This window comes from Akkermansiaceae bacterium (assembly GCA_019634595.1).
In the GTDB taxonomy this organism is placed as follows: domain Bacteria; phylum Verrucomicrobiota; class Verrucomicrobiia; order Verrucomicrobiales; family Akkermansiaceae; genus Luteolibacter.
Window position 1 is genome coordinate 184,299 of record JAHCBC010000007.1, and the last position, 21,980, is coordinate 206,278.

Genomic DNA, 21,980 nt, shown 5'->3' on the forward strand with positions numbered 1-21,980 from the left:
CCCTCTTCTGTTCAATGTGCGGGCTTCCATGACACGGCCAGCGCACCCATCACGATGAACAGCAACCCCATACACTGGATCCAGGACAATTTTTCGTGCAGGAGCACCACCGCAAATAGAACCGCGAACACCACGCCGAGCTTGTCAACGGATGCGACGCGCGCCGCCTCCCCCCAGTTGCAGCGTCCTGAAATAGCAGATCCATGACAGTCCGGTGGCGATCCCGGAGAGGGCGAGGAACAACCATGTTCTCGAACTGATGGCGAGGATCTGCTGGACCGGAACCACGGCCAGCGCCCCCCCCCAGCTGAATACCAGCACCACCGCGGTCCGGATCGCGGTTGCCAAGTGAGAATTAACGTTCTCCACTCCGATCTTGGCAAGCACGGCAGTACAACCGGCGAAGAATGCGGCCAACAGCGCCCAGATGAACCAGTTCATGGCAGCCCCTTATAATGGAGTTACCCCGGAACGGCCAGCAACACCTGACCGCCCGGGGAAACCGCAGCAACCTGAGAAAGCAATTTCCAATCCGCCAACCAGCGAATGCCCCCCTCCCCATCTCCCTTTCCAACGATCGGCAGCACGGACGGATCATCCGCTGATAGAGGCTGTCTGCCAGAGCCCCACATCGCCCCCCCCGCATTCATCAACAATGAATCCGTGATCCGAGAGGCATTCCCCGATGCTGTCCCGCAACGACAGGTATAGTCTTCGATCAACAGGCACCTCATTCGATGCGTCGTTTCGTGAGAGCAGAAACCACATCCAATCGCCGTCGCAGGTAAGGGAATCGAAGCCGAACGCCAAAACGACGGTTCTCATCATTCTATCACCTTTGTTTCCCGAGGATACGGCCAGATGACACCCGTCACCCCTCACGGAAACACCCGCAGGCTGGCCGCCCTACTGGTGGTTTTCCTGATCGTCCGCGTCATCCTGCTGATCTTCCTCCCCCATCAAGATCCATCGGAAGCACGCTATGCGGAGATCGCCCGCAAGATGGTGGAAACCGGCGACTGGATCACCCCCCAGCATGCCTACGGAGTTCCTTTCTGGGCGAAACCACCGCTGTCGATGTGGATGTCCGCGCTGGGCATGGAGATTTTTGGAGTCAATGAGTTCGGGTCCCGGTTCTTCATATTCATCGCAGCGCTCGTAATCCTCTTCCTGGTAGGCCGGTTCGCCTGGCGGGAGTGGTCGCTTTCCTCGGGCCTGACTGCCGCAGTCATCCTGCTTGCCATGCCGCTGTTCTTCTACTGTTCAGGTGCGGTGATGACGGATACCGCCCTGCTCCTGGGGACCACGCTTTCCATGATTTCCTTCATCCACGCGGTCCGGAAAGACGGCTCCAGGGCGTGGGGATACCTTTTCTTCGCCGGTCTCGCGGTCGGACTGCTGGCGAAAGGTCCGCTGGTGCTTGTCATCGTCTCGCCCCCCCTCCTCGCCTGGACGATCTTCAGCGGCGCATGGCCCAGGACATGGGACTCCATCCCATGGCTGACCGGCCCGCTCCTCATGGCCGCCGTGGTGCTGCCATGGTACAGCCTCGCGGAGCAGCGGACCCCGGGATTCATCGACTACTTCATCGTCGGCGAGCACTGGAACCGCTTCTTCAGATCCGGATGGACCGGAGATCTCTATGGGAAGGCCCATGCCGTGCCCCCCGGTATGATTTGGATATTCCTGATCCTCACCACACTGCCATGGTGCCTCGGCTTCCTCTCCCTCCCGTTCAATAGATGGAGGGACTCCGTGACGTGGGCCCGCAAGGATGATGGTCTGGGATTCTATCTCATCATGTGGGCATTCTGGCCGATCGTATTCTTCACTCCTGCCCGCAACGTCATCCTGACCTATCCGCTCCCTGCCCTACCTGCCATCGCCCTGCTCCTCGCGTGGCTCCATTGCGGCCATCTCAAGGATTCACCGGCCCGGAGGTTTCACCCGCTCCACCCGGCTCTGGTCACGGTGAGCCTGCTGATCGTGCTGGCTTTCACAACCATGTCCCTTTTCTTTCCTGAGCGGTCGCCGAAACATTCGGAGCGTGAACTCGCCCGTGTCTACCGGGACCTCCACGGCCCGCAGGATCCGCTTCTCTACTTCGGCCGCCGGAGATACTCGGCCGAGTTCTATACCTCCGGAGCCGCCATCCACACCCGCTCGCTGGATGAACTGGTGAATTATCTGGAGAGGCCGGGAACCCTCTTTCTTGCCATTCCGGAAGAAGATCATGACGCCCTCCCTGAAGGAATCCAACGCAGGCTGCGCATCATGCGCTCTTTCGAAGGCCAGATGTCACTCTACCAGGAAATCCCTCCGGACTATTCCCAGACTCCATCCCACCCTACCTCCTACTGATCACCACCAGGATGAAGCTATCAGAGAAACATGAACGAGCAGCGGTTCCCGCGAAAAGCAGTCAGCCGTGGATCACCTGCGTCGTCCCGGCATACAATGAGGCGGAAGGCATCACCGCGTTCATCAACGCGCTATGCACATACCTTTCAGGGATCACCTCCCGTTACGATGTCGTGGTGGTGGACGACGGCAGCCGGGACGAAACCGCGCTGAAGGTGATCTCCGCCTCCGGAGGCCTCCCTGTGAAACTCCTGGGCCTTTCGAGAAATTTCGGCAAGGAAGCTGCCATCAGTGCGGGGCTGGATGAAGCCCACGGTGAGGTCGTAGTGATCATGGACGCGGACTTCCAGCATCCGATCCGGATGATCGGGGAATTTGTATCCCGATGGCAGCAGGGCTATGACATGGTGTATGGTGTCCGTACACACCGGCGTTCGGACTCCCCCGTTCGCCGGCATCTGAGCCAACTTTTCTACGCCTTGCTCAGCCGTGGAGCCTCCGTGGACATACCCGCTGATGCGGGCGACTTCCGCCTGATGGACCACAGGGTGGTGGAGGCCCTGCGCTTGCTCCCCGAATCAGGGAAGTTCATGAAGGGGCTCTACAACTGGGTGGGCTTCAACAAAGTCGCGGTCCCGTTCGAATGCGGGGAGCGCGCGGCGGGCAGGTCCAGTTTCAACCTTCCGAAACTGTTCGATCTGGCTATGACCGGCTTGACCTCTTTCTCATCGTTCCCCCTGCGGATCTGGGTCGGGATAGGTTCGCTGGTATCCACCGCCTCCATCATCTATGCGGTCTATATCTCCATCCGGACCATGGTCTCCGGAACGGATGTCCCCGGCTGGGCCACCTTGGTGGTTGCCGTCAGTTTCCTGGGAGGGGTCCAGCTTCTTTCCGTAGGGGTGCTCGGCGAATACGTGGCCAGGATCTTCAACGAGGTGAAGAGACGGCCGAACTATCTCATTTCGGAAAGGCATGGATTCGACAGGGATGAAAACAGGTAAGGACGGCCTAACATTCGAACTCATCCGCTTCGCAGCCGTCGGCCTGGCATCCATGACGATCCACTTCCTCGCCGTCGCAGTTCTCGTTCCCTCCGGCATGCATCCGCTGGGAGCCAACGGAATGGGCTTTTTCATAGCATTCCAGGCGAGCTTTCTGGGGCACAGCCGCTGGACATTCCGTGCCAGGCGCAGATTCAGGCAATACCGCCGCCTCTTTCTCGTTTCAGTCACGGGGTTCATTCTGAACGAACTTTGCTACGCCTTACTGCTGGCAACCGGCCTGTTGGACTATCGCGCCGCGTTGGCGATGGTTCTGGTGGGAATCGCTGGCGGAACCTACCTCGCATCGAAGATCTGGGTCTTCACCCATCCGAAGAAAGCCCCATGAAACGTATCATTCTTTGTGCGGACGACTACTCCCAGTCCCCGGCGATCAACCGCGCCATCCTGGAACTCGTGGGGATGGGACGGCTTGATGCAGTGAGCAGCCTCACGCTCTCCCCCACTTGGCACTCCGATGCGAGGAACCTCAAGATAGCGGGATCCGCACAGCACGGCTTGCACTTCAACCTGACACTGCCTTTCAGCCAGCCTGAACGGAGGGTTTCCTGTATCTTGGCCGCCGCCATGCTCGGAAAACTCGACAGGAAGATGATCCGCTCCGCCTTTGAGAAACAGTGGAATGGATACACGCGCGCCATGGGTTCACCTCCTGATTTCGTAGATGGCCATCAACACGTCCACGTGTTCCCCACCGTCCGCGACGTGGTGATGGAATGCCTGTCAGAGTTCGGCTCCAAGTGTTGGGTCCGAACTCTCCAGCCACCGGTTGGCCTTCAATCCGGCCCTTTCAAAAAGCACCTGCTGGAGCGCATGTCCCGTTCTCTCACCGACAAGCTCGAGGAAGCCGGGATCGCCACGAACCAATACTTCGCCGGATTCCGCTCCTACCGGAGCGCAGGAAAATTCCGACAATCGTTCAACCGTTGGATCAACGCCTCCGACGAGCCGCTGCTGATCATGTGCCATCCCGGACGGCCATCCAGCGATCTGTCCGATCCCATCCGCGAATCACGGGTAGAGGAGTTCCATTATCTGACATCAGAGTATTTCCGATCCGACCGCAAAAGTGCACTGAGGTCTCCTCTGGATTCAATTTTCACCGAACCTGCTTCCTGAAGAATGCCCCATCCGCGCGTGTGGAAGGTGGCCGACGGCATTATCGAAACGCAATGCCGTGAAATCCGCGAAATGGAACACCTGATCGACGATCTGGTCCACCACGAATCGAGATAAATTTACTTTCTATCGAAAAAATATAGGGATTGGAGTTCCATCGGACATTAACGGTTAAGACCTGCTAACACGTCATCCTTCTGATCACCCATCGACCCACGATCTCCGCTCCCAGCACGAGTTCTTGGGGAGTTCCTCATCATGTGACAGCCTTGAATCTTCATGAAAAAACTCTGCCTTCTTCTCCTGCTTGTACTCGCCGGAACCGCCGGAGCGAAAGAAACCGTTTACGACCTGATGATCGCCAAAGGGCATGTGGACATCACCGGAAATCCCGTTCATGCGATGACAATCAACGGAGGCATCCCAGGGCCCACGTTGCGTTTCAAGGAGGGAGACGTGGCGATTATCAACGTCCACAACAAAATGGAGCACGACACCTCAATCCATTGGCACGGACTTCTGGTCCCACCGGATATGGATGGAGTTCCTTTTGTCTCCTTTCCTCCCATCAAGCCGGGGGCGACTTTCACTTACCGCATTCCAATCCGGCAGAGCGGGACTTACTGGTATCATTCCCACACGCATCTGCAGGAGCAGGTAGGAGTCTACGGTTCGATTGTCATCGATCCGAAATTCGGGCGTGCCTCCCCCCGCGAACATGTGGTTGTTCTTTCCGATTGGACGGACCGAAATCCACAGGAGGTCCTGCGGACCCTTCGGCGAGGTTCAGAATATTTCGGCATCAAAAAAGGAACCGCCCAGAGCGTTCTTGGAGCGGCAAAAACCGGAACCTTGGGCGATTTCTTCAAACGTGAAGCCATGCGGATGCCTCCGATGGACCTCTCCGATGTCGCCTACGACGCTTTTCTCACCAATGGAAAGCCGGAGGAATCCATCGCGGCCAATCCCGGCCAGACCATCCGACTCAGAATCATCAATGCGGCGGCCGGGAGTTACTTCCGCATGAATTGGGCGGGCGGACCATTCACCATCATTGGCGCAGACGGGCAGCCGGTCGAGCCCTTGAAAATGGAACAGCCGCTTCTTATCGCCATCGCCGAGACCTACGATGTCCTGATCAAGGTCCCCTCCGGTGGATCGTATGAATTCCGGTCCACCGCGCACGACGGGTCGGGAAAGACTTCACTCTGGATCGGCTCCGGCGAGAAACATTACGCGAAGGATATTCCCAAACCCTTCGTTTACGAAAACATGATGGGCTTCAACCTGAAGCAGATGCTCGCCCTCACCCCTCAGGGAACCATGGGGATGAACGACCGAATGGTTGAAAGCGGTGCTTTTGACAAGCCCGGCATGAATATGGGCGGAATGGATCATGGTTCGATGAATATGGAGGGTACGGACCATTCGGCCATGGAGATGGGCGGCATGCAGCACAAGCAGATGGCGATGCAAGGGATGAGCGAGGAAAACCATCATGCCATGCAGGGAATGGATCACTCGAAAATGGACATGCCGGAAAAGGATTCCGGAGCTACGAACGATGGAGGCGGAATGGACATGGCTTCCATGGACCACGGTGGCATGGACATGGGCGGTGGCATGGCGGGGATGCAGGGCATGAAACACAATTCCCCCAAGTGGTATGATTTTCTCCTTCGCGAAGATGCCGCCCGGGCTCCCATGATGATGTCGGATGGGATGGCTCCGGATCGTCCGTTTTCACCCTATGCCAAACTTCGGTCTTCAAAGAACATTTCCCTTCCTGACAAGGCCCCCAGAAGGGTGTTTCGACTCACCCTGGACGGAGAAATGGGCCGATACGTGTGGATGATCAACAACCGCCCGCTTTCTCCGGACGACGATCTCCACATCAAGAAAGGCGAGGTCGTCCAGTTCGTCATGATCAACCGGACCATGATGCATCATCCAATGCACCTCCACGGCCACTTTTTCCGGGTCATCAACGGGCAAGGTGACCGTTCTCCGTTGAAGCACACGGTGAATGTCGAGCCGATGTCGACAACCGTGATCGAATTCATGGCGGATGAACCTGGCGATTGGCTGTTCCACTGCCACATTCTGTATCACATGATGAGCGGCATGGCGCGGGTGGTCCGCTATGAAGGATTCACCCCGTCTCCGGAAACCGAGGCCATCGGCCACGGCGTGTATGAGGAACACAATCCGTTTCTCTTTTACGGCTATGCGGATCTGATGAGCAACATGACCCAGGGGCAGATCACCGCTTCTTCCCTGCTGAATATTTTCAATCTCGAATGGAAAGCCGGCTGGGACGGCGTCACCGGCACCGAGTGGGAGGCAACCTTGACCTATGAGCGGTTCATCAACCGTTTCACCAATGTCTTTGTCGGAGTGCACGCCGAGGGATTGGACTGGTCACGCGAGGATGAACGGCTTGTCGGTGGCGTGCGCTATCTCTTGCCGGGCAATTTCCTCGCGACAGCTTGGGTTGATTCGGATGGAGAGGGTCGTGCGACTCTGGAACGGGAACTGATGCTGACTCCCCGCCTCTGCATCTTCGGAGAAGTTGAATACGATACCCGGGACGCCTGGTCCTACCAAAGCGGACTCAGTTACGTGCTCACGAAGTCCCTCTCCGCTACGGCATTGTGGGATTCGGATTACGGGGTCGGTGCGGGCATTACCTTCAGGTTCTGACCAGCAGTGAAAACCAACCGGGATCGCAGAAATAATCGTTGACCCTGTAGGTCACTACAGGATCCATGATGGCGTCATGGACAAGAAAAAAGCACATGCTTTTACCCGGACCAGCCTCGCCAGGGCCGCTGGCATTGGTGCCGAAACACTCCGGTTCTACGAACAGAAGAATCTGGTCAAAGCGCCCGAACGCAACGCATCCGGATACCGCATCTACGGTCAGGACGATCTTGATCGACTGCAATTCATCCAGCGGGCCAAGGGGCTCGGCTTCAGTCTTGATGAGATCAGGGAACTGATGACGCTCACCGGCAACATCCGGACACCCCGCAGGAAAGTGCGTCAATTTGCCAAGGCCCGGCTTCAGGCCATCCGCCAGAAGATCGAAGCGTTGAATGCGATGGAACAGGCGCTCGGCGCGTTGATCGGGAAATGCGACGGCAAAGGTCCGCTCAAGGGATGTCCGATCGCAGAGTTCGTCGGGAACAAAAACCATCAAGCCAAAGGAGGATGCCATGAAGGATAATCACGATCATTGCCACGGAAACCACCAGCCATCGAACGGGCACCCGACAGAAGGGGCCGGAAACCCGTCACGCAAATCTTGTTGTTCCCCGGACAAGCAGGAGTTGTCAGATCCCGCGCCTGCCGGAGGCTCTTGTTGCGGTGGCCATCACGACCACGGTGATGTCACCCCATCCGCTGCCGCGAAATATTTTTGTCCCATGTGCCCGGGAGTCGAATCCGACAAACCCGGCGATTGCCCCAAATGCGGAATGGCGTTGGAGAGAAATCCCGCATGGCGTCCGGCGGGAAAAACGATCTACACCTGTCCGATGCATCCCGAGATCGAACGGGATCAGCCGGGTGATTGCCCGATTTGCGGAATGGCGCTGGAACCGAAAGTCCTGGCGGATACCGATGACGAGGAAATCAATAGCGAGGCTGACAAACTGCTGAGAAAGCTGTGGATCAGCGCGCTCCTGGCGATCCCGATCTTTCTTCTCGCGATGGGAGAGATGCTGTTTCCCGGAAAGCTTCCTGTCAGCGCCACCGCATCGGCTTGGATCCAGTTCCTTCTCTCAAGCGTCGTGGTCATCTGGACCGGCGGTTTCATCTTCGCCAAGGCGTGGCGCTCGCTTCTTCATCGGAGCCTGAATATGTTCACGCTGATCGCGCTCGGCGTCGGCTCGGCCTGGCTCTATAGCACTATCGCCATTCTTTTCCCTCATCTCTTTCCGCACTCTTTGCGCCATGGCGGAACCGTCGCGGTGTATTTCGAAGCGGCGGCGGTGATCACCAGTCTGGTCATTCTCGGCCAATGGCTCGAAGCCCGTGCCCGCAGCAAAACCGGTCAGGCGGTGCAGGCTTTGCTCGGACTGGCAGCAAAAACCGCGCGTCGGATCGCCGACGGCAAGGAAGAGGAGATCCCGTTGGATCTGGTGAAATCCGGAAATCTTCTCCGTGTGAAGCCAGGCGAGAAGATCCCGGTCGACGGATCCATCGTCGAAGGTAGCAGCAACGTGGATGAATCCATGATCACCGGTGAGCCGCTTCCGGTTGCAAAACGCTCCGGGGATCGAGTCGTGGGAGCCACGATCAATCAAACCGGTGCCTTCACGATGAAAGCGGAAAGGATCGGCGCGGACACGTTGCTATCGCAGATCGTACTAATGGTCGCCGACGCCCAACGAAGCCGCGCTCCCATCCAGCGTCTGGCCGATCAGGTTTCAGGTTGGTTTGTTCCCGCCGTCGTCCTCGTCGCGCTGCTGACCTTCACCGGCTGGATGATCTGGGGACCCGAGCCGCGCCTCGCCTACGCCATCGCCAACAGCGTCGCGGTCCTGATCATCGCATGTCCCTGCGCATTGGGATTGGCAACTCCGATGTCGATCATGGTTGGTGTGGGCCGCGGAGCACAGCTCGGCATTCTCATCCGCGACGCCGCAGCTCTCGAACGCGCCGAAAAGGTCAATTACCTCGTGACCGACAAAACCGGCACGCTGACCGAGGGCCGACCCGCAGTCAAAAGCGTCTTCTCAACCGACAGCCGCAACGATGACCATCTTTTGGCGATGGCCGCCGCCCTCGAATCATTGAGCGAGCATCCGCTGGCCCAAGCCATCGTCAAAGAGGCGGAGAGCCGCCGGCTTTCCATCCCGGAGGTGCGGGATTTCGACTCCGTGACTGGATCCGGTATCCAAGGTGAAATTGACGGACATCTCATCCGAATTGGAAAACCTGCATGGATCGAAAGCATTTCATCAGGCGTTCCGGACGCCTTGAGGTCCGCTTCGGAAGATCTCCAGGCACGGGCGCACACCGTCATCTGGATCGCGGAAAATGAAGACATCGCCGGGTTCATCGCCGTGGCGGATCCGATAAAGGAAGCAACCCCGCAGGCAGTGAAGTCGCTTCACGCGATGGGCTTGAAGGTGGTGATGCTCACCGGCGACAACCAGGCCACGGCGGCGAAAGTTGGGAAGGAACTCGGGATCGACGATGTCAGGGGAGATCTGGCTCCTTCCGACAAACATCGCATCATCAGGGAACTCCGGGCGAAAGGTGCCATCGTCGCCATGGCGGGCGATGGCATCAACGATGCTCCGGCCCTCGCCGAGGCGGATGTGGGTATCGCGATGGGAACCGGAACCGACATCGCCATCCAAAGCGCCGGCATGACTCTGGTGAAAGGAGACCTGCGCGGAATATCGAGGGCGCTCGAACTCAGTCATGCCGTCATGAGAAACATCCGACAGAATCTTTTCTTCGCGTTCTTCTACAACCTTGCAGGCGTTCCGATTGCAGCGGGTGTCCTTTATCCGCTGACAGGATGGCTGCTGAATCCGATGGTCGCCGGGGCGGCAATGGCCCTGAGCAGCGTCTCGGTCATCGGTAACGCGCTCCGTCTTCGCAACCAGGAGTTGGACAAATCACCCTGACCCGGCCCGGGTCATCTCCCTCCACCCTATTTTCGGAATGCGACCACTTGCAGCCACCGTCCGACAATCTCGGATTCCTGAGGGGTCGTATGCCGATCGTTCACGTAGGCGATTTCATAGCCCGCATCGTGGAGCAGGGAGAGGTAGTTGTGGGAGAGCGACAGTTCGAGTCCGTACGGAAACGTGTCGCTTTCCCTCTTCAGGTCATGGTCGGCGGCGATGCTTTCGGTGATGGCGATGACGGACGGGGTGCGGTAACCGATTTCGGAAAACAGCTCCTGAAGTTCTGGACGGGTGAAATATTCCAACACGCCACCGTTCGCGATGACGGCCGTCCCGGGCCGAATGTTGGCGGGAATCCATTCCCTGGCATCACCCAGATGGAAATTCATCCTCGGATCGGACGCGTAGATCCCGCGGTTCGCGGCCGTTTGCTCGGGATTCAGGTCGATCCCGTGGAGTCCAGCCAGACCTTCCATCCGGCGTGCGAAATGTCCGAGGATCTTGCCGTCCCCGGAACCGATCTCGATGAGTTCGGTGAAGCCTCCTCCGGCCGCCTCCAAAGCAGCGACGGTTTCCTCCACGATCCCCGAATGATAGGCGAGAAAGAGGGTTTCATAGCGGTGGGAAAGGTTGACGTAAAATTCCTCCGACGCCGGCGAGGACCAGTAATCCGCCATGAAATTCCGGATCAGATCGTGATCCCGCTTCCTCACCGCATTCACGAGATGTCCGTTCCGTATGAGCCTTCCGACGATCGGGCGCGGAACCCGGAAAGGAGCATGACGCACTTTCTCCGCATATGACGAACACAGCCCCATCAGGATAATTCCGAGACTTCCTTTCACAATTCGGGCTAGCGGCAGGTCGCTCCAGTGTCGGTAAGCACAGAGTTTTTCCGTCATCGGATGCGACGGATGGCCTACGGGAAGCGAATCGGTCCCTGACCAGAGCCCGAACTGCTTCAGATTCGGGTCATCGTTCAGCATCTTGGAGTAGGGCGTGGAAAGTGGGTATTCAGCATGGATTTCCAGTTGATGTCCGGAAATTGGAATAGCTCCCTGATTTTCCTGAATTTATTTTCGAACTTCCTTGAGCTCCTCACGGAGAATCTGGCGCGCTCGGTAGATTCGGTTCTCCACGGCTTTCACCGTGCATTTGGTGATTCCGGCGATTTCGGCATAGGTCATCCCTTCGTAGACGTAGAACGAGATCGCCTCCCTCAACTCGACAGGCAGCCGCCGCAGCGCCTCTTCGACGGCTGACCAGGTCTCCGCCCTCTCGACTTGGTCCGACGGAGAAACGAAACTCGACCGGACGAGCTCTCCCCTTTTCTGCCCGGGACCATCGAGGGAAACCGAGGGGTGCCTGCCGAGCCATCGCAAATGGTTGCGATACAGATTGACTGCGATGCCGAAAAGATAGGTGCTAAAATTACCAGTCGCCCGGTAACGTTCCCTGGCGGCATACAGTTTGACGAAAGTCTCCTGGGCCAGGTCGACCGCCGTGTCATGGCGACCGGACATTCGATAAAGGAAAGAAATGATCCGCGCACTCCACCGGTCCATGAGCACATTCAAGGCGAGGTCGTCGCCCCGCCCTAGTCTGGTCATGAGATCGCAATCCGACTCTTCCATTGATTGCTGCTCAGTGCCCTTCGTCCACATCCGAAACCCCATGGGCGGAATCCAGTGCATGCGGAATCATGATATTGAGATATTCCCGGGCTTTTTCAGGACCGAAAAGACCGGCCGTCTCATAAAGATGCTCCAGCATGGCCTCCTGACATTCCGCATGTACCGCGGCATGTTCTTCAATGGCCGCCTTGAGTTCTCCAGTCATCCCGACGCCTCCGCGTGACAATCGCTCCACCGTTTCATGAGCCGCGGAAAGCTTATGGCACATCTCCTCGCATTTGGGGCGATAGGCCCGGTGAAGGTCGGTCGCCCGCCTCAGTTGTTCATCCGTCAGGGACAACTCTGATTTCAACCAGACCAACTCCGGCAGTGTGTCGACGAGGATCCCGCTCATCCGGTACTCTTTTCTGGAACGGGAAATCCCGAACCCTAGCAGGCCGACCAACATGATCGCCAATGCGACGGTCAATCCGCGCTTCATGGTTTCTGATGGGCGAAGGGACTCACGGATTCAATGTAATCAATCTGGGCACGGTCCTCGGTGCCGGGCATCGAGTTCCCGAGAAGGACACCGATCACGAGTGCCGCGGCGGCCAGAATTCCTGCCCCCAAGGGTTGGGTGAGCTTTGCCAGAAACATCACAAGCCGCGGGATCGGAGCCGCCACCTCGATGCGGTGCCAAACTGACTGGCGGAAAGTGAACGGCACTACCAGCGGAGGTGAACTTCGCTTGAGAAAATCATCAAATTCATTATCGATCATCAAAATTGGCGGATTCGATTTCAATGGGGATCCTCAGCAAGGCGAGCATTACATACAACCATCAACGGAAGCAAATCCCAGCACGAGTCGACGTGCCGCAAAGTTACAAACATCCAGGAATGCTTTGGTCTCATGATCTTACGAATGGATGACCTCAGTTGAACACCGGCAGAACGGGAAACCCTTTCGACAATCTTGTTTTCGGGAGCAAAATCACCGAACCAGATTCGGGCAGGCAGCCAATTCCTTGGATACAAGCTCAGAGGTTTCCGACGTGAAACCCAGCAAAAAAGAAGATCTCACCCAGTCAAATATCAGGTCTGGCCGGGCACCTCGGGTGCCACGGCCAGACCAGCTTGCTTTTACCTACCAATGTCTCCGTCTCCTCCGCAATAATTGCAGCGGAACTGACCTCTCCATCCGGTGCCGTTGCAGAACGAGCATTTGACGGAGAAGGCCGTGGCGATGCCGATGGCGACCAGGGTGGTGAGCGTGATGATAATGGCGATCTTCTTCATGGTTTGTTGTTTCTTGTTGTTTGGATCGGGTTTCTTCCGACCAAGATTTGCTGTGAGGCTGCGCGCCCCAAAGCCGGAGAAGTCCACAGTCCTCCCCCGGCTTCCCCCTCACGCCGCTTCGTCCGCGGTGGATGGCTTGTATTTGAGCTGCGCCGTGACGCATTCCTTCAGCTCGATGTCGTCCCTCCGTCCCAGATAGACCGGCTGATAGACCGATCCGCTCTCCGGGAAGGCGTAGAGGTAACGGATCTCCACGATCGCTCCCGTTTGGGGGATCGCGTGATTCGGCGGAATGGTCACGTTGCCCGCCACGACCACGCTTCCGCTCCCGTCGATCAGCCCGAGACCCACGCTCCGCTTCGTCGGATGGACCGCACCGACAATGAAGGAAGCGGTCGCGTGGAACTTCAACTTGAGCTGGCTGCCACCACTGTTAGGTCGCCCTTCACCGTAGCCCGCGTGGATGTCCTTGAATACGACTCCTTCCGCATCCCGCTTCCGCAGACGATGATGCAGCGCAATCTTGTCTTCACTGTTGAAAGCTGTGGGCACCACAAGGATTCCCCCGCTGGTGTCGATCCAGCGGACCATGCAGGCCAATCGGTCGACGTAAGGCGCTGCCTTTAGATCCCGGTCGCGGAGTTCCAGCAGATCGAAGGCGTGCAACCTGTCGCTGATGGCCTCGCCGTCGATCAGGAAGTCGAATGGGATTTCCAGCGCTGCCGCCGCAATCCTCGCGGGGACCGGAGTGAAGAACCCGCGCCGGTTGATACCGACCACGGCGTCACCGGTTTTGCGGATCAGCATGCGACGCCCATCGAATTTCTCCTGGGCGCACCAACGGTCGTCCTTCAGGTATCGGTCGGCTTCGGGTTCTTCGATGGGATTGAGGAGTTGGCAATGGATGCCACTGTGTTCTCCTTCCCAGTCATTGGACACTGGCGGCGGAGCACCCGACTCGCCAACCCGGTAGCCCTTGGAGAGCTTCTGCTTCACCAGGCTGTCGAAGATCTTTCCGGCTTCTTCGGCTGGCACAGGTTTCGGGGTCTTGATCCCTGGCTGGAGGGTGCTGCCCCGTCGGCCATAGGCATAGCGGACGATGCATCCGTCGTCCTTCGGTTCGATGAAGATCTCATACACCTTATCGGATGAGCCTTCGCTGTAGTACAATGTGGTTTGTTTGTTCATGGTGGAAAATGGAAAGGCCGCCACGTCCCGGGTGAAGGAACGTGGCGGCCATGTGTTGCCCCGGCCGCGCTTTGATGGAGCGTCGGGCGACCGGGCTTGCCTCATGCGGCGCCTTGCCGAAATCAGTTCTCCTCAAAACGGCGTCGGGACCGTTTTCTCGGAGCAGGATCGTCGCCTCCGGCTTCCCGTGCCCGCCCTCTCGCCCAATCACGGAGGCGGGCGATCTCGGTGTCCATCTGGTGGATGATCGGTCGGGTGTCGAGCGCAGCGCGTGAAACATCGCGCAACCTGGGCGCCCGGTTCTCGGAGAAGGCGGTGAACATCGCCTCGACGAACACGGCTTCCATCTCGGCACCCGTGAACTGCTCGGTCACCCTGGCGAGTTCCACGCAGTCGAAGTCGGTTGGCTTGCGCCAATGCTTCTTCACGACAACCTGCCAGATCATCCCTCGCTCGATCGCCGTCGGGATGTCCACGAAGAACATCTCGTCGAAGCGGCCCTTACGGATAAACTCGGGAGGGAGTTTTGTCACATCATTCGCGGTGGCGACGACGAAAACCGGCTTCTCCTTCTCCTGCATCCAGGATAGGAAGCTGCCGAACACCCGGGCGGTCGTTCCTCCGTCGGTGCTGCCGCTGCTCTTGGTGCCGGAGAAACCCTTCTCGATTTCATCGATCCACAGCACGCACGGTGCGATGGCCTCGGCGGTCTGGATGACGGAACGCAGGTTCGCCTCGCTCTGGCCGATGATCCCGCCGAAGACCTTGCCCATGTCGAGGCGGAGTAACGGGATGCCGAATGCCGTGGCTGTTGCCTTCGCCGTCAGGCTTTTTCCGGTGCCGGGGATCCCGACGATGAGCAGCCCCTTGGGAGCGGGCAGACCGAACTCCTTCGCCTCGGCGCTGAACGCGAGTTTCCGCGTTTCGAGCCACTGTTTCAGGTTGTCCAGCCCGCCGATGGCATCGAGCGAGGGTTTGGTTTCGATGACCTCGATCAGTCCGTTGCGCTTGAGCGTGCGGGCCTTCTCGCGGGATATGATTTCCGGATCCAGCTTGCCGCTCTCGACGACCGACAGGGCGAAGACATTCTCCGCTTCGATGGTCGTGAGGCCGAGCGCGGCGTGCAGGATCTCCTCACGTTCGTCTTCCTCCGGGCTGGTGAGCTTGGCCGACTCGACGATGCCATTGAAGACGGAACCCAGTTCAGACGGTCCCGGCAGGGCGAAGTCGATGCGGGTGATCTCGTGGTCCAGTTCGGCGGGTAACCGGAGGCGGCAGCCCAGCAGGATGAGGGCGTGGCCGTTGGTCTTGGCGAGACGGAGCAGGTCCTTCAGCCGGCGGACCAGCATCGGATCGGTCTGTTCCAGATGGAGCTGAAGGTCCCGCATCACGATGACATGACGCGGAGACTCGGCAGCGAACTTCGGTCCTATCAACTGGAGGGCTTCCAGCGGATCAACACAAGGCTGTGCCCTGCGTTCGCTGGTATCCACCAGACCCTCTGACGAGGACCAGGCGGAGAGGTTTCGTCCGAGCTTGGCGCAGGTGGCGGCGATCTCCGCCTCCGCCCGTGCTTCCTCGGCGGTGATGACGGCGAGTCCGGCGTAACCGGCCCGCAGATAGGGAATGAGCTGTTGTTGCATGATGATTTGTTCAGTTGGATGAAATGAGAAAGCCCCAGTCTCCAGATGGAGACCGGGGCCGATGGGAACGGCTGATCGTTTCGGATCAGCCGAGATTTTCGTGTTCCCAGGCGAGGCAGGCCTCGCGGGAAGGATCTCGATGGATGATCTCACCGGTTCCCGCCATCACGACTTCCCATTGCTGGATTTCGTCGTGGAAGCGAATGTCGGTGAGGCGTTTGATCTCGAGGGTACCCAGCAAGCGCAGGTCGATGGCCTCGGTGTAGAGACAGGCGACCTTACCCGTGGGATTGAAGCGGAGGATGGAGGAACTCATGGTTCCCCACCCCCATTGCCGAGTTGCTGGTGGAGCGGCTGGCTGGCCACTTTTCTCTGGAACTCCGGCTTCAGGGTGCGGGCGGTCCGGGAACCAAGGGCCTCCTCGATCGCCTTGGTGGCGTCGGTGCAGCCCTTGCCTTGGAAGCCCTCCGCGTCGACCGTGATCCCGCCGGTGGGCGAGACCTTGACCAGGATGCGGCGGCTCACAGGGAACCTCCTTCCAGGGTGAGGAGGATCGTTCCATCCTCGGTAACCTGGCGTGACGTACGAAGGCCGCGCATGCGTGCCTCACGCAGCGTCTTGTGGACGCCGTAGGACTGGAGGAGCCGACCGTAGCCTGCTCCGACTTCCTTTTCGACATGACCTGCCCACCAGTCGGCGGAGAAGCCATAGCGGCCGCCCTCCGCAGGATCGACGGCGATGTCATACGGACCTTTGAGCTGGATGACATGGTCGGCCCTGCGGACGGCACCGGCATAGCCGCGGCAGGTGGTATCGGGAACGAGTTTGAGGTCCATCTCGACGCAGGCGTCGTTGAGGGCCTCCAGATCGCGGACTTCGGTTTTGATGGTGGTGAAGTGGGACATGATGGTGGTTCTGGGTAGGGGTTGGTTAGTGGTGATGATGGTTGGTGTATTCAGGCTGATAGGCGGACATTGGCGGTCGGGGTGATGGTGATGACGTGCGGGGTGTGGAAATGGGAACGGGCGGCCCGACGAATCGGACCGCCCGCTGTAGGGTGGGTTGTTGGGGGCAGGTGCGGATCAGCCCGCCTCGGCGAAACGGCGCACGCCCATCTGGCCGAAACGGCTGAGGACATCGCCCGCGTCTCCCTTGGCCAGGCGGACGGCGGATTCACGCAGGCGGTCGAGGCCTGCGGTGAGATCCCGCATCGCTCCCCCGCTGCTGCGGTAGTCCTCCGCGCTCCGGGTGAGCAGATCACGGCGAAACTTCTCCAGCGTTCCTTCCAACTCCCGGTCCCCCGCGAAGTTGAGGGAGCGGAAATCGTCGATGAACGAAGACAGCCGGTTCAGGGTCCGCTGATGGACGCCGTTCTCCGATCCCTCGATGGTGGCGAGAACATCGGAGGCGAGCTTGGCGGTTTCCTGACGGAGGGCGGTGACGCTTTCACGGATGAACTCGTCGAGGTCGCTCCGGAGCTTGCGGGAAGCTTCATCGGCGATGCGCCGGCGATCCTCAGCAACCTCCATCTGTTCGACTCCCTCGACCACCTCTAGGCGGATGCTGTCTGGGGCGGCCACCTGGAACATCCTCGTCTCGAAGACGAAGCGGTTCGCGATGGAGCCTGCCGGAGGGAATGATTGCTCGATGGTGTGGAGCAGACGCTCCGAGCCACGGAGTTGGACGGAAGCCGCCCGCCACTCGGCGAGCGCGCGGTCCCGCAGCGGTGTGTAGTCCGCAACGAAGGCGAGGGTTTCGTCACGGAATTCCTCCCGCAGCTTGGCCAGCTTCTCCACCACCTCCGCGAGGCGTGGGTTGGGGACGAAGCGGGCGATGCCTCCGAGAAACGGAAAGCTCGCCGCTTCGACCAAGGCGTGTGCCCGGGATTCGATGAGGGCGAAGCGTGACAACGCCTCACGGGGGATAAGCCGCTTGTGGCCGAGCTGGATCAGCCGGTCGCTCACGGTGGATGGATCGAGTCCGAGATCCTCGGGCGCGAGCTTCTTGCACCCGCGCCAGTAACGGACGCTGGTGGAGACAAGAACTCCCCGGCGGCAGATGGCGTCGAGGAGTGGTTGGTTCTGTGGGTTCATGGTTGTTTTCAGGGGTTGGGGTTGGAAATGAAAACGCCCGCCACGGGATCGAACCGGACGGGCGTGGGTGAACCGGCAGGATGCCGGACGGATGGCGGTCAGTGATGACGGCGGACCTGGAGCCACATGAGCGCGGCGACCGCGATCAGGATGACCGCCCACGAGTGGGACTGGACCAGTTCCAGCAGAAGCCCGGCGGTTCCGAGCACCAGGACCACCTCAACGGCGATACGGATACTCGTCGGGTTCATCTTCGTCAGGGTAGTGCCGGTCGATCACGCGTCGGCGGTGACCGGGGTCATGGTTTCTGGGGTCGGCCAGCTTCGGGTAGCTCTCGCCGATGGAAGAACCACCCCCGCCGTTGAACAACCAGATGAGCGCTCCTCCCGCCAGCAGGCAGAAGGCGACCACCCGGGCGGTCTTCCAGCGGGTCTCCGACACCTTCATTTCGGAACGGATGGTTTCCACCCGCTGGTTCACCTCCCGCTGGATGCGAGCCTCCTCCCGGCTGATACCACCTCCGCTGCCGCAGGACGGAAGCCACAGCAGGGCCAATAGGAGCAGGATGCGGGGAAGAAGGATTTCATGCCGCCCTCCTTTCCTCCCGCTCCCGCGGGAGCCGTGCCGCGCATTCGCGGCGGAACTGGCACCACGAACAATGCATCCCCGGCTGCGGATGGAACCGGTCCTCCGCGATGCCGGTGACGGCAGTTTCGAGAAGGGCGTATCACCCGCTTCTTCCGGCGGCGTCCGCCGGTGGGGATTTGACCCGGATCACCTGCGGAGTCTTCGTCTTCACCAGGAACACGAGGTCCAGCGACGGTGGACTTTCGCCCGTGGCGGCCTCCATCAGGAGCTGGTAGGACACCAGCTGGATCTCGTGCTCGAACGCCGCATGCCCGATGTCAGGCTTCGCGGCGGCGGATTTGAAGTCGATGGGGATGAGGTTCTCACCGACCAGATCCATCGCGCCGGTGAGGGGGACGGACAGGCCGGGGATTTCCTCGGTCAACTTCACCTCGACCGCCCGGGGTTTCCCTTTCAGGACTTCCGGGCTGTCGAGGTAGGCGGCGACGATTCGCAATCCGTCGGTGCGGGATCTCTCGCGCTCCGCGGCATCGTCGAAGTTCACCGGTCCTTCCTCCCGTTCGAGACGGAGGAAAGCCTCCTCGTAGGCGGTGGCGATGGTTTCAGGTGAATGGTCCCCTCCCCGCCAGCGGGCGAGGTGGAATGCCTGCAGCGCGGCGTGAACCGCCTTGCCGAGGTGCAGGTTCTTCGGCGTCGGTTTCTTCAGGCACGCCACCCGCTCGAAGTAGAAGCGGAGGGAACATGCCAGATACGACTTCGCAGCAGTCGGGCTGATGTGGTCCGGGAACGTCCCCGCGTAGGCGGAGAGCCCGGTCTCGAACCGCCCTGTGGATGTCGGAGTGATCACCGGGACCTCCTTCCGTTGGCATAGACAGAACCGTTGGTCCGTCGCTGGCCGTTGGCGGGAGGCTGCTGCTGCGGTGAGCCGTGGGTGTCCAGCAATTCGTCGATCAGCCCGGAGGCCTCCATCTTGTTGAGGGATTTGACGCCCTTGCCGAAGCGTTCGTTGGCGAGCGTTTCGATGGACGCCTTGTCGAGGCGGTGCTCATCGACAATTTTGAGGATGAGATCCCGCTGCTTGTCGGAGCATTTCCACGTCGGTCCGCGCTGCCAGGAAGCGGCAGTTCCGCCGTTGGCCGGCGGACGACCGTTCACCGGAGCCGGAGCTTCCATGCCGTAGTCGGCGGGTGGGACGAAGCCGGTGGCGAGGATCTGCTCGTCCACGTTCTGCTGGAGGAGTTGGTAGAGGCGTCCGGACTCGCCGGGGATGTCGTCGGTTGCCACTAGCTCCGTCTCGACCGAGACACTGAACTGGTGGGACGAGAACCCGGGGAGGCCGAGGCGCTTGGAGTAGTTCGCAATCAGTTTGATGGCCATGATGGTTGGGGTTGTGGGTTGAAACGAAGAAGGCCCGGCGGAGTGCCGGGCCTTCGGGGGATGGTCGGAATCCGCTACCTCCGCCTCACGGCGGTCTCACGGAAACCGGCGCAACAACGTGCGCTTATTCGGTTTCATCTAACGCGGGACAGGGCGGGATTTCACTGAGGTGGAACTTTACCCCAGATCGGGGGTAAAGTCTGGAATCAGGACTTACTCCCAGAATCGGGAGACGGTATCTCCTCAATCACACGGTACTCCCTCATGACCTATCCGCATAAAGGTTCAGCTCCTTCTGGATAACCCAGAACGCGCAACCGCCCAGGAACAGTGAAAACGGAATGGCCATCCCCGCGGAAGAAAAGGCCGTCGTGAAGGAAACGAAGTTCAGCATCGTAACGTGCCAGCAAAGTGACGGATTGCGTCCTGCTGTTCCCATTTCCTCCGAAAACTTGTTGAGCGATGCCGACAGCCATAGCTGGTAGAAGACTCCGAAAATCCCCACTGTGGCGAGAGTCAGAGTCAACAACAACCAGAAGTGCATCCGTGGCCGCCGGGACAATCGCGCGAACTGGTCGTTGTGGTGGGGAAGCAAATACAGTCCGTAGAGGCCGAAGGTCACCATCACGAACAGGATGATCTTCCACGCCTCTTCCCTCCTGATACCGCCACGCGGTTCCTCACGCGGAACCATGTATTCCGACGGGTAGGCAGCCACCACTGCCGGAAGGATGGGGGGATTCGCAGAAGGTGGCGGCGGCGGACAACCAAGGACCCGCCACAGGGGCAGCCAGTCGTCCAATCCGTCGTGCCACGCCAGATCACCCGCTGAAAGCAAGCCCCCATCCAGCATGGCCCGGATCTGCGCAACGGTAAATGGCCCCGTCTGCTTGTCCTCTCTTGTAATGTGGACTTCCAGCGTGGACGGCAGGTTTGTGTCAGGAAGCGGATTCATTTTTCGAGCTTCGTGTAGCTCCCAATCACCCGACCGCCATCGCCAAGGACTGAGATCCTCTGTCCACCAATCTCCACCGGAATCACCGATGATCCCCCTGAGCCGAAATCAAACTCGATGCGATCCCCGCCCAATACACGATACTTTCCCGAAGTAGTTCCCCCATCCCTGGAGAGAATGACGGTTCCATCCTTGAGGAACTCCACCTCCGAAACCTCACCCACAGTTGCCCGTTCGAACCACGGTTGCGGTGGCGACGATCTGACCAAGGATCGACCTCCGCTGCCGTCGTACTCCCACCGGGAGATTGTGGAGACTCCCGATTCGTGGAGCGGCATCCACCGGCCAGCGAGCTTGGAAGCGGATGAAAAAAGAAGGCTCCACGCCGCGAAGCCAAGGATCGCCAACGTCGCGGTTGCAGCACCCACAGCCATCAGACGGTTCCTGGACCGGCCCGAACGCAAACCCTGTTCCGCCGCCGTCCTTGATCTCGGGTGCCGGGTCGGTTCTACCGGAACGAAGTGTTCCGGAAGCACCATCGTGGCTTCGCAGTGAGGACAGGTCACCTCCCTCCCCGCCAGCGATTCATCGGCGGAAATGTGACCATTGCAGTTCCAGCAGGAAAATATCATAGGATCCATGGGGGTATCTATCCGCACGAATGTCTGGTATTCCGGACATAAGCAAGCGAATTTCCCGATAGATGGAGCGGAGCATGGACGCTCCGAAAAACATCGTCGGCCCCCAGATCATCGCGATCCGCAACCGCCTTGGCTGGTCGCAGGCGAAGCTGGCGAGCGTCTGTCAGTTGCAGGGATGGGATATTTCCCGTGGTGTCGTCGCCCGGATCGAGGGGCAGGTCAAATGGGTGGCGGATGTCGAACTGCTGGAACTCGCCAAGGCACTGAAGGTATCGGTTCCGGAACTGTTCCCAAAGAAGGAGTGGCGGGCATTTAAACCAAAATTGTAGCTTGCCGGAATCGCATCCAGTGTCTCCCCCAGTGTCTCCCTTAAACAAAAATCAACGCTA

At 59.3% G+C, this 21,980-nt stretch carries 25 protein-coding genes and 1 pseudogene; 8 read left to right on the top strand and 18 right to left on the bottom strand.

Annotated elements, in window-relative coordinates:
• Window positions 1-11 precede the first annotated feature (11 nt).
• Window positions 12-441, bottom strand: a pseudogene (locus tag KF712_21290) (EamA family transporter).
• 420 nt (window positions 442-861) lie between these two features.
• Here KF712_21290 and KF712_21295 point away from each other — a divergent pair.
• From KF712_21295 to KF712_21325, 7 genes are all read left to right on the top strand, one after another.
• The gene (locus KF712_21295; protein ID MBX3743535.1) at window positions 862-2,361 is read left to right on the top strand and encodes a glycosyltransferase family 39 protein; all 1,500 of its coding nucleotides are present in this window, start codon (window positions 862-864) and stop codon (window positions 2,359-2,361) included.
• 11 nt (window positions 2,362-2,372) lie between these two features.
• The gene (locus KF712_21300) at window positions 2,373-3,365 is read left to right on the top strand and encodes a glycosyltransferase family 2 protein (GenBank protein ID MBX3743536.1); all 993 of its coding nucleotides are present in this window, start codon (window positions 2,373-2,375) and stop codon (window positions 3,363-3,365) included.
• Entirely contained in the window at window positions 3,352-3,753 is a 402-nt protein-coding gene (locus KF712_21305) for a GtrA family protein (GenBank protein MBX3743537.1), read from the top strand. Before KF712_21300 ends, KF712_21305 begins: the two co-directional genes overlap by 14 nt.
• Complete coding sequence (locus KF712_21310; GenBank protein MBX3743538.1) at window positions 3,750-4,544, top strand: ChbG/HpnK family deacetylase; 795 nt, start codon at window positions 3,750-3,752, stop codon at window positions 4,542-4,544. The genes KF712_21305 and KF712_21310 overlap by 4 nt, the downstream gene beginning before the upstream one ends.
• Before the next feature lie 279 nt (window positions 4,545-4,823).
• A complete protein-coding gene (locus KF712_21315; protein ID MBX3743539.1) occupies window positions 4,824-7,247 on the top strand; it encodes a multicopper oxidase domain-containing protein in 2,424 nt (807 codons plus the stop codon).
• A 76-nt stretch (window positions 7,248-7,323) separates the two neighbouring features.
• The gene (locus KF712_21320; GenBank protein MBX3743540.1) at window positions 7,324-7,773 is read left to right on the top strand and encodes a heavy metal-responsive transcriptional regulator; all 450 of its coding nucleotides are present in this window, start codon (window positions 7,324-7,326) and stop codon (window positions 7,771-7,773) included.
• A gap of 361 nt (window positions 7,774-8,134) precedes the next feature.
• Window positions 8,135-10,189 (top strand): copper-translocating P-type ATPase, encoded by a 2,055-nt coding sequence (locus KF712_21325; protein ID MBX3743541.1) that lies wholly within the window; start codon window positions 8,135-8,137, stop codon window positions 10,187-10,189.
• A 26-nt stretch (window positions 10,190-10,215) separates the two neighbouring features.
• Here the strand turns inward: KF712_21325 and KF712_21330 are convergent, their stop codons facing one another.
• The 17 genes from KF712_21330 to KF712_21410 form a co-directional block, all read right to left on the bottom strand.
• Complete coding sequence (locus KF712_21330) at window positions 10,216-10,869, bottom strand: class I SAM-dependent methyltransferase (protein ID MBX3743542.1); 654 nt, start codon at window positions 10,867-10,869, stop codon at window positions 10,216-10,218.
• A gap of 396 nt (window positions 10,870-11,265) precedes the next feature.
• Window positions 11,266-11,886: a sigma-70 family RNA polymerase sigma factor gene (locus tag KF712_21335; GenBank protein ID MBX3743543.1), complete on the bottom strand. Its 621-nt coding sequence runs from the start codon at window positions 11,884-11,886 to the stop codon at window positions 11,266-11,268.
• Complete coding sequence (locus tag KF712_21340) at window positions 11,837-12,307, bottom strand: periplasmic heavy metal sensor (GenBank protein ID MBX3743544.1); 471 nt, start codon at window positions 12,305-12,307, stop codon at window positions 11,837-11,839. The genes KF712_21335 and KF712_21340 overlap by 50 nt, the downstream gene beginning before the upstream one ends.
• The gene (locus KF712_21345) at window positions 12,304-12,588 is read right to left on the bottom strand and encodes a hypothetical protein (protein ID MBX3743545.1); all 285 of its coding nucleotides are present in this window, start codon (window positions 12,586-12,588) and stop codon (window positions 12,304-12,306) included. Before KF712_21345 ends, KF712_21340 begins: the two co-directional genes overlap by 4 nt.
• A 362-nt stretch (window positions 12,589-12,950) precedes the next feature.
• On the bottom strand, window positions 12,951-13,106 hold the full coding sequence (locus KF712_21350) for a hypothetical protein (protein ID MBX3743546.1): 156 nt from the start codon (window positions 13,104-13,106) through the stop codon (window positions 12,951-12,953).
• 108 nt (window positions 13,107-13,214) lie between these two features.
• Window positions 13,215-14,294 (bottom strand): hypothetical protein, encoded by a 1,080-nt coding sequence (locus tag KF712_21355; protein MBX3743547.1) that lies wholly within the window; start codon window positions 14,292-14,294, stop codon window positions 13,215-13,217.
• 122 nt (window positions 14,295-14,416) lie between these two features.
• Window positions 14,417-15,937 (bottom strand): AAA family ATPase, encoded by a 1,521-nt coding sequence (locus KF712_21360; protein MBX3743548.1) that lies wholly within the window; start codon window positions 15,935-15,937, stop codon window positions 14,417-14,419.
• A gap of 85 nt (window positions 15,938-16,022) precedes the next feature.
• Window positions 16,023-16,253, bottom strand: a complete 231-nt coding sequence (locus tag KF712_21365) for a hypothetical protein (GenBank protein MBX3743549.1) — start codon at window positions 16,251-16,253, stop codon at window positions 16,023-16,025.
• Window positions 16,250-16,462: a DUF2997 domain-containing protein gene (locus KF712_21370; protein MBX3743550.1), complete on the bottom strand. Its 213-nt coding sequence runs from the start codon at window positions 16,460-16,462 to the stop codon at window positions 16,250-16,252. Before KF712_21370 ends, KF712_21365 begins: the two co-directional genes overlap by 4 nt.
• Entirely contained in the window at window positions 16,459-16,842 is a 384-nt protein-coding gene (locus KF712_21375; protein ID MBX3743551.1) for a DUF1257 domain-containing protein, read from the bottom strand. Before KF712_21375 ends, KF712_21370 begins: the two co-directional genes overlap by 4 nt.
• Window positions 16,843-17,019: 177 nt before the next feature.
• Window positions 17,020-18,030: a hypothetical protein gene (locus tag KF712_21380; GenBank protein ID MBX3743552.1), complete on the bottom strand. Its 1,011-nt coding sequence runs from the start codon at window positions 18,028-18,030 to the stop codon at window positions 17,020-17,022.
• 98 nt (window positions 18,031-18,128) lie between these two features.
• Window positions 18,129-18,281, bottom strand: coding sequence for a hypothetical protein (locus KF712_21385; GenBank protein ID MBX3743553.1), 153 nt, complete (start codon window positions 18,279-18,281; stop codon window positions 18,129-18,131).
• Window positions 18,250-18,585 (bottom strand): hypothetical protein, encoded by a 336-nt coding sequence (locus tag KF712_21390; protein MBX3743554.1) that lies wholly within the window; start codon window positions 18,583-18,585, stop codon window positions 18,250-18,252. Before KF712_21390 ends, KF712_21385 begins: the two co-directional genes overlap by 32 nt.
• Before the next feature lie 172 nt (window positions 18,586-18,757).
• Window positions 18,758-19,465 carry a PD-(D/E)XK nuclease family protein gene (locus KF712_21395; GenBank protein ID MBX3743555.1) on the bottom strand — a complete coding sequence of 236 codons (708 nt, stop codon included), beginning with the start codon at window positions 19,463-19,465 and terminating at the stop codon, window positions 18,758-18,760.
• On the bottom strand, window positions 19,462-19,995 hold the full coding sequence (locus KF712_21400) for a hypothetical protein (GenBank protein MBX3743556.1): 534 nt from the start codon (window positions 19,993-19,995) through the stop codon (window positions 19,462-19,464). The genes KF712_21395 and KF712_21400 overlap by 4 nt, the downstream gene beginning before the upstream one ends.
• A gap of 262 nt (window positions 19,996-20,257) precedes the next feature.
• Window positions 20,258-20,950 carry a DUF4339 domain-containing protein gene (locus KF712_21405; GenBank protein ID MBX3743557.1) on the bottom strand — a complete coding sequence of 231 codons (693 nt, stop codon included), beginning with the start codon at window positions 20,948-20,950 and terminating at the stop codon, window positions 20,258-20,260.
• Window positions 20,947-21,384, bottom strand: coding sequence for a hypothetical protein (locus KF712_21410; protein MBX3743558.1), 438 nt, complete (start codon window positions 21,382-21,384; stop codon window positions 20,947-20,949). Before KF712_21410 ends, KF712_21405 begins: the two co-directional genes overlap by 4 nt.
• A 281-nt stretch (window positions 21,385-21,665) precedes the next feature.
• Here KF712_21410 and KF712_21415 point away from each other — a divergent pair, with 281 nt between their 5' ends.
• Entirely contained in the window at window positions 21,666-21,920 is a 255-nt protein-coding gene (locus tag KF712_21415; protein ID MBX3743559.1) for a helix-turn-helix transcriptional regulator, read from the top strand.
• Window positions 21,921-21,980 lie beyond the last annotated feature (60 nt).

Bases quoted from the DNA above. Each gene is read 5' to 3' on its own strand.
- KF712_21380 (MBX3743552.1), bottom strand. From the start codon at position 18,030: ATGAACCCACAGAACCAACCACTCCTCGACGCCATCTGCCGCCGGGGA.
- KF712_21315 (MBX3743539.1), top strand. From the start codon at position 4,824: ATGAAAAAACTCTGCCTTCTTCTCCTGCTTGTACTCGCCGGAACCGCC.
- KF712_21330 (MBX3743542.1), bottom strand. From the start codon at position 10,869: ATGGCGGATTACTGGTCCTCGCCGGCGTCGGAGGAATTTTACGTCAAC.
- KF712_21405 (MBX3743557.1), bottom strand. From the start codon at position 20,950: ATGAATCCGCTTCCTGACACAAACCTGCCGTCCACGCTGGAAGTCCAC.
- KF712_21415 (MBX3743559.1), top strand. From the start codon at position 21,666: ATGGACGCTCCGAAAAACATCGTCGGCCCCCAGATCATCGCGATCCGC.
- KF712_21295 (MBX3743535.1), top strand. From the start codon at position 862: ATGACACCCGTCACCCCTCACGGAAACACCCGCAGGCTGGCCGCCCTA.
- KF712_21335 (MBX3743543.1), bottom strand. From the start codon at position 11,886: ATGCACTGGATTCCGCCCATGGGGTTTCGGATGTGGACGAAGGGCACT.
- KF712_21305 (MBX3743537.1), top strand. From the start codon at position 3,352: ATGAAAACAGGTAAGGACGGCCTAACATTCGAACTCATCCGCTTCGCA.
- KF712_21360 (MBX3743548.1), bottom strand. From the start codon at position 15,937: ATGCAACAACAGCTCATTCCCTATCTGCGGGCCGGTTACGCCGGACTC.
- KF712_21400 (MBX3743556.1), bottom strand. From the start codon at position 19,995: ATGGCCATCAAACTGATTGCGAACTACTCCAAGCGCCTCGGCCTCCCC.
- KF712_21345 (MBX3743545.1), bottom strand. From the start codon at position 12,588: ATGATCGATAATGAATTTGATGATTTTCTCAAGCGAAGTTCACCTCCG.
- KF712_21300 (MBX3743536.1), top strand. From the start codon at position 2,373: ATGAAGCTATCAGAGAAACATGAACGAGCAGCGGTTCCCGCGAAAAGC.
- KF712_21385 (MBX3743553.1), bottom strand. From the start codon at position 18,281: ATGAACCCGACGAGTATCCGTATCGCCGTTGAGGTGGTCCTGGTGCTC.
- KF712_21320 (MBX3743540.1), top strand. From the start codon at position 7,324: ATGGACAAGAAAAAAGCACATGCTTTTACCCGGACCAGCCTCGCCAGG.
- KF712_21325 (MBX3743541.1), top strand. From the start codon at position 8,135: ATGGCGCTGGAACCGAAAGTCCTGGCGGATACCGATGACGAGGAAATC.
- KF712_21340 (MBX3743544.1), bottom strand. From the start codon at position 12,307: ATGAAGCGCGGATTGACCGTCGCATTGGCGATCATGTTGGTCGGCCTG.
- KF712_21410 (MBX3743558.1), bottom strand. From the start codon at position 21,384: ATGGCTGTGGGTGCTGCAACCGCGACGTTGGCGATCCTTGGCTTCGCG.
- KF712_21350 (MBX3743546.1), bottom strand. From the start codon at position 13,106: ATGAAGAAGATCGCCATTATCATCACGCTCACCACCCTGGTCGCCATC.
- KF712_21365 (MBX3743549.1), bottom strand. From the start codon at position 16,253: ATGAGTTCCTCCATCCTCCGCTTCAATCCCACGGGTAAGGTCGCCTGT.
- KF712_21375 (MBX3743551.1), bottom strand. From the start codon at position 16,842: ATGTCCCACTTCACCACCATCAAAACCGAAGTCCGCGATCTGGAGGCC.
- KF712_21310 (MBX3743538.1), top strand. From the start codon at position 3,750: ATGAAACGTATCATTCTTTGTGCGGACGACTACTCCCAGTCCCCGGCG.
- KF712_21355 (MBX3743547.1), bottom strand. From the start codon at position 14,294: ATGAACAAACAAACCACATTGTACTACAGCGAAGGCTCATCCGATAAG.